A 4,203-nucleotide genomic window follows, 5' to 3' on the forward strand; every position below is an offset into this window, starting at 1 on the left:
ATTGTTGTTGTGGTTTCTAACCCAATGGATACAATGACTTATTTGGCTTTAAAATCAACAGGTTTGCCTAGAAACAGAATAATAGGAATGGGGGGAGCTTTAGATAGTTCTCGTTTTAGATATTATTTGTCTAAAGCTTTAAATAAACCATCTAATGATATTTCTGCTATGGTTATTGGAGGTCATGGTGATACTACAATGATTCCATTAACACGTTTGGCTTCATATAATGGTATTCCAGTTTCTCAGTTCTTATCTCAAGAAGAATTAGAAAAAGTAGCAGCAGCAACTATGGTTGGAGGTGCTACACTTACAGGTCTTTTGGGAACTTCTGCATGGTATGCTCCAGGTGCTTCTGTTGCTTACTTGGTAGATAGTATTTTGAATGACCAAAAGAAAATGATTGCTTGTTCTGTTTTTGTAGAAGGGGAGTATGGGCAAAATGATATTTGTATCGGAGTACCTTGTATTATAGGTAGAAACGGAGTTGAAGAAATCGTTGATATTAAATTAAATGATGCTGAAAAAGCAGCTTTTGCAAAAAGTGCAGAGGCCGTTAGAAGCATGAATGCTGATTTGAAATCAATATTAGTATAATATTTAACGTATAAAAAAGAAAGACTGCATTGTTGCGGTCTTTTTTTTGATATTAATCAATAAATAAATTGGTTAATCTTTACGTTAATTATATATTTGCTCGGTTTAAAAAAGAGGAACTAATTTATAGCCTTTTATTTTTCGAAAAAAAAGGTTGTTATAAATTATTTTACAAGGGTTTAAAGCAAAAAAACAAATAAAATAAATAATTAATTTTAGGAATAATGCAGAATAAAGGACTTATTAAATTTTTCGCAATCATATTTGCAATGGTAAGTATTTACCAACTTTCTTTTACTTTCGTTTCAAGTAAAATAAAAGACGACGCAAAATCTTTTGCAAACGGAAATCCTGAAAAAGAACTTAAATATTTAGATTCTATAGGTAAAGAAAAAGTGTTTAATCTTGGTTTTACCAGCTTTACCTTCAATGAAGTAAAAGACAAACAAATCAATAAAGGTCTTGACTTAGAAGGAGGAATCAATGTTATTTTACAAATATCTGTTAAAGACGTATTGAAAGGATTATCAAATAATTCTAAAAATCCAGTTTTTAATAAATCTCTAGCGGATGCAACTGCAAATCAAAAAGGGAATCAAACCTATATTGATGCTTTCTTCGAAGCTTTTGAAGCTAATTCAAAAGGAACAGTAAAATTAGCTTCGCCTGATATTTTTGCCAATAGAACTTTGCAGGGAGATGGAGGAATTAATTTTCAAATGACAGATGCTCAAGCTCAAAAAGTAATCAGAAAAAAAGTTGATGAATCTGTAGAAAGTGCTTTTGGAGTATTAAGAAAACGTATCGATCAATTTGGTGTAACTCAACCTAATATTCAAAAACTAGGTGAATCTGGACAAATTCTTGTCGAACTTCCAGGCGCTAAAGATGTAGATAGAATCAAAAAATTATTGCAAAGTACTGCTCAATTAGAGTTTTGGGAAACATTCAAAATGGATGAAATGGGTCAGTTTTTAACAGCTGCTAACGAAACTCTGAAAAAAACCGAAATAAAAAAACCAGAAGTTAAAACAGTAGCAAAAGATTCTATTAGTGCTTTGTTGACTGACGCTAAAGATTCTACAGCTGCTAAAAAAGGCAATAATCCATTATTTGACAAAATTATTGGAAATGGTGGAGGACCAGTTTTGGCACTTTTTTCGCCAAAAGATACTGCAGTTGTTGGAGGTTATTTAAGAAGAGCAGATATTAGAGCTTTATTGTCGCCAGAACAACATTATGCAAAATTTGTTTGGGGCAAACAAAATACAATTCAAGATAAAGAAGGAAAAGACATCGATGCAGTTGAATTATATGCTTTAAGAGGAAACAGAGACAATACCGCAGCCATGAGTGGTGGTGTGGTTACTGATGCTAGCGATGTTTTTGATCAGTTAGGAAAACCAGCTGTTTCTATGCAAATGAATGGTCAAGGATCAAAAACTTGGGAAGAATTGACAGGTAGAGCTTATACACAAAAAAGTTATATTGCTATTGTTCTTGACAATATAGTTTATTCAGCTCCAGGAGTTACTAGTGGTCCAATTTCTGGTGGTAGATCAGAAATTTCAGGAAATTTTGACATTACACAAACCAAAGATTTAGCTAACGTTTTAAGAGCAGGGAAACTTCCTGCAGCTGCTGATATTGTTCAGTCAGACGTGGTTGGGCCATCTTTGGGTCAAGAAGCTATTGATAATGGTACCAATTCGGCAATTTTAGGTTTACTTTTAGTGTCACTTTGGATGATAGTTTATTATGGTAAATCGGGTTGGTATGCAAATATTGCCTTAGCAGTCAATTTATTATTCTTATTCGGAATTCTTGCAAGTTTAGGTGCTGTACTTACTTTACCGGGTATTGCTGGTATTGTTTTAACAATGGGAACAGCCGTTGATGCAAATATCATTATTTACGAAAGAGCAAAAGAAGAATTAAGGTCAGGAAAATCACTTGAAGAAGCAGTAAAATCTTCCTATGGATGGAAAGGAGCGATGCGCTCTATAGTTGATGCGAATGTTACCCACATTTTAACTGGAGGAGTTTTATTTATTTTTGGTTCAGGACCTATAAAAGGTTTTGCAACTACATTATTAATAGGTATCATAACCTCTTTGTTTACATCAATTTTTATTGCAAGGATTTTTATCGATTGGAGTATTGCTAAAAATAACAAGCTATCATTTATTACAGGATTTTCTAAAAATTTCTTTACTAATTTCCATTTTGATTTCTTGAAAGTTAAAAAATGGACTTATGCTTTCTCAGCAATCATAACTATTGTAAGTATAATTTCGTTATCTACAAATGGGCTTGATCAAGGAGTAGATTTTGTTGGAGGTAGAACGTTTCAAATTCGTTTTGAAAAACCTGTCAAAGCCGAAGAAATAAAGTTGGAACTTATTAAAGTCTTTGGTAGTGCTGAAGCAAAAGTTTTTGGTAGTGAAAATCAATTAAAAATTACCACAAAATATAAAGTACAAGAACATGGTGTTGAAGCCGATTTAGAAGTAAACAAACTGTTATACGAAAATCTAAAACAGCATTATTCTGCAGGATTGACTTATGATAAATTTGTTAATGCTTACGACGGAAAGAAATTCGGTATTTTGCAAGCTTCTAAAGTGGGACCAACAGTTGCCGAGGATATAAAAACCAATGCTTATTGGGCGGTTCTTGGAGCTATGCTTATTGTGGGGTTATATTTGGTAATCAGTTTTAGAAAATGGCAGTACAGTTTAGGTGCTATTGCAGCGGTTGTACATGATGTAATATTCGTGTTAGGAATTTATTCTTTATGTTATAAATTTATGCCTTTCGGAATGGAAATCGATCAACACTTTATTGCTGCGATTCTTACCGTTATTGGGTATTCTATGAATGATACAGTAATTGTATTTGATAGAGTGCGTGAATTTTTGGATGGTAAAAAAGCCAAAGGTAATTTCAATAGTATTGTAAATCAATCTATTAATAGTACGATGTCAAGAACCATCAATACCTCATTGACTATGATTTTGGTATTATCGATTATGTTTGTTTTTGGTGGTGAGTCTATTCGTGGATTTATTTTCGCAATGCTTATAGGTATCATTGTTGGAACTTATTCCTCATTGTTTATTGCAACTACAGTATTGTGTGATACAATGTCCGAAGAAGAACACTTAAGAATTGAAAATGAACACAGTGTATAATACATTGAAGTTTATAAATACAAAAGTACTGAATAAAATTCAGGTCTTTTTTATTTATAACTAGTCACACTATTTTTTGACTACGACTTTTCTTGCACTTGACGATAATTTGAGAATAAATTTTATTAAAGAATCAAATTTTATATATTTACCTAATATTGCTATAATTAGCCCCTTTTTAAAGCAACCTAAAACCTATAATTATGGAAAATTTTTTCAGGTCGTTTGTCTGTTTATTATTAATTACTTTTTTATTAAATGCTACTGCATTTGCTCAAAGTAATAGAGGTGGTTCAAATAGCAAGATTTTTGCAACTGCTCAACCAACACCAAATCCTCAATATCTATATTATTGCTCAAGTGAAATTGCAGCTCCTTTATCAGCCATAACTTCAGGAGGAGGAACTTTAAA

2 protein-coding genes and 1 pseudogene are annotated in these 4,203 nt (G+C 32.2%); all 3 read left to right on the forward strand.

Annotated features, from left to right (window positions below; genetic code table 11):
• Positions 1-597 (forward strand): annotated as a pseudogene (locus tag PHC28_RS16320) (malate dehydrogenase); the annotation flags it as partial.
• A gap of 224 nt (positions 598-821) precedes the next feature.
• Positions 822-3,791 (forward strand): protein translocase subunit SecDF, encoded by a 2,970-nt coding sequence (gene secDF / locus PHC28_RS16325; protein WP_300103163.1) that lies wholly within the window; start codon positions 822-824, stop codon positions 3,789-3,791.
• Between the two features lie 203 nt (positions 3,792-3,994).
• A partial coding sequence (locus PHC28_RS16330) for a hypothetical protein (protein WP_300103165.1) occupies positions 3,995-4,203 on the forward strand: 209 nt, incomplete at its 3' end.

Origin of the sequence: Flavobacterium sp. (genome assembly GCF_028712645.1) — a bacterium.
GTDB lineage: Bacteria > Bacteroidota > Bacteroidia > Flavobacteriales > Flavobacteriaceae > Flavobacterium.

Excerpts from the sequence above, each read along its gene's own strand:
- secDF (WP_300103163.1), top strand. The coding sequence starts at position 822 with ATGCAGAATAAAGGACTTATTAAATTTTTCGCAATCATATTTGCAATG.